1 protein-coding gene and 1 pseudogene are annotated in these 1,161 nt (G+C 53.1%); one reads left to right on the forward strand and one right to left on the reverse strand.

Annotation, left to right across the window (positions count from 1 at the left end):
- Nucleotides 1–70: 70 nt before the first annotated feature.
- Complete coding sequence (locus VSX56_RS20635; RefSeq protein ID WP_350939379.1) at nucleotides 71–238, forward strand: transposase; 168 nt, start codon at nucleotides 71–73, stop codon at nucleotides 236–238.
- Between the two features lie 769 nt (nucleotides 239–1,007).
- On the opposite strand, the pseudogene VSX56_RS20640 reads toward VSX56_RS20635, so the two are convergent.
- Nucleotides 1,008–1,161: pseudogene (locus VSX56_RS20640) on the reverse strand (transposase); the annotation flags it as partial.

Here is a 1,161-nt window from a genome sequence, read left to right on the forward strand (position 1 = left end):
TGCCAGTAGACCAAAGGCCCACGATGCACTAATTTTTAGACCGGACCACTAAAGTGGGGCAGACCAGTCTATCCTCGGGATTGGTCCCGTCTTAGCGGCCATGCTGATCGCGGAAATGCTGGAATTCGGGCGGATAATATCCGGTGATGCTGCGGCGATGACTGGCCTTGCTTCCATCCCGCACGACAGCGGGGCAATCGGCGGAGGTCGGCGCGCAGTGAGACATGTCCTGTTCTAGGCCGTACTGGCTGCAGCCTAGAACAACCCCGTCCTGAAGCCAGTCGCAAAGGCTCTCAAATAGGCATCCCTTGGCAACCTCAGCCCGGTAGGTGAACATAGTTGCTAGGCTGTTGGCGCCATGTCTCGCCGGCTTTGAGGATCGCGTTTGCGATGTTGATCAACCTTCGTACGATGGCCCTGATGGCGCCCTTGTGCGATTTTTTACCCTCATTCAAGCACTTTGCCACAGCGTTCATGAGCGGATTGTGGCATGCAGGGCGCGCCCGCTATAGATTCAGCCTTGCCTATGGCTGTACAACCAAGCTCCGGCCTCTCGGCAAGCAATATGGCAAAACTCATAATCTGGGCGGGAGACAACTGCGCGTCTCAATACCCGCCTTGATAAGATCAGCCCACAATACCCTTTCTTGGCCGCCAGTCGCGAGATACATCTATTCCGATCACATGAGTTGCTACTATCGTGTCAACCCAACCGCAGGGTCATTAGCTCTCTATCGACCTGTTTATCTGTATACCAAACACCGTCTCAATGTTTCGCGCGCGAAACATTGAGACGGTGTTTGTTTCTTTCGAGAGCGGAAAACGGAGAAAAAGCGTTAGATCAAACTCAACTGGACCAAGGATTATACATAATAATTAAACTCGTGAGGGTTTTCCGCCTGTCGAAAAGTTAGGTCAGGGGCCTCTGTGAAGAGATTGATGACTGCGTCGACACCTTCCTGATGCGGCCGATTGAAGGTGAATGCTTTTACCTTCGGATTAACGCCTCCTATCTCACGATTTGTCAGATTAGAGGCATAATCAGTGTCCACCGCGATGGTGACGGCCACGCTGACAATGCGCCCGCCCTGACGAACTTTGAGATATGTCGCGTCAATCCAAAGATAGGGCCATTCGCCCTCGATCGGCCGCGTCAGGAAG

Origin of the sequence: Thioclava kandeliae (assembly GCF_040297545.1) — a bacterium.
In the GTDB taxonomy this organism is placed as follows: Bacteria; Pseudomonadota; Alphaproteobacteria; order Rhodobacterales; family Rhodobacteraceae; genus Thioclava; species Thioclava kandeliae.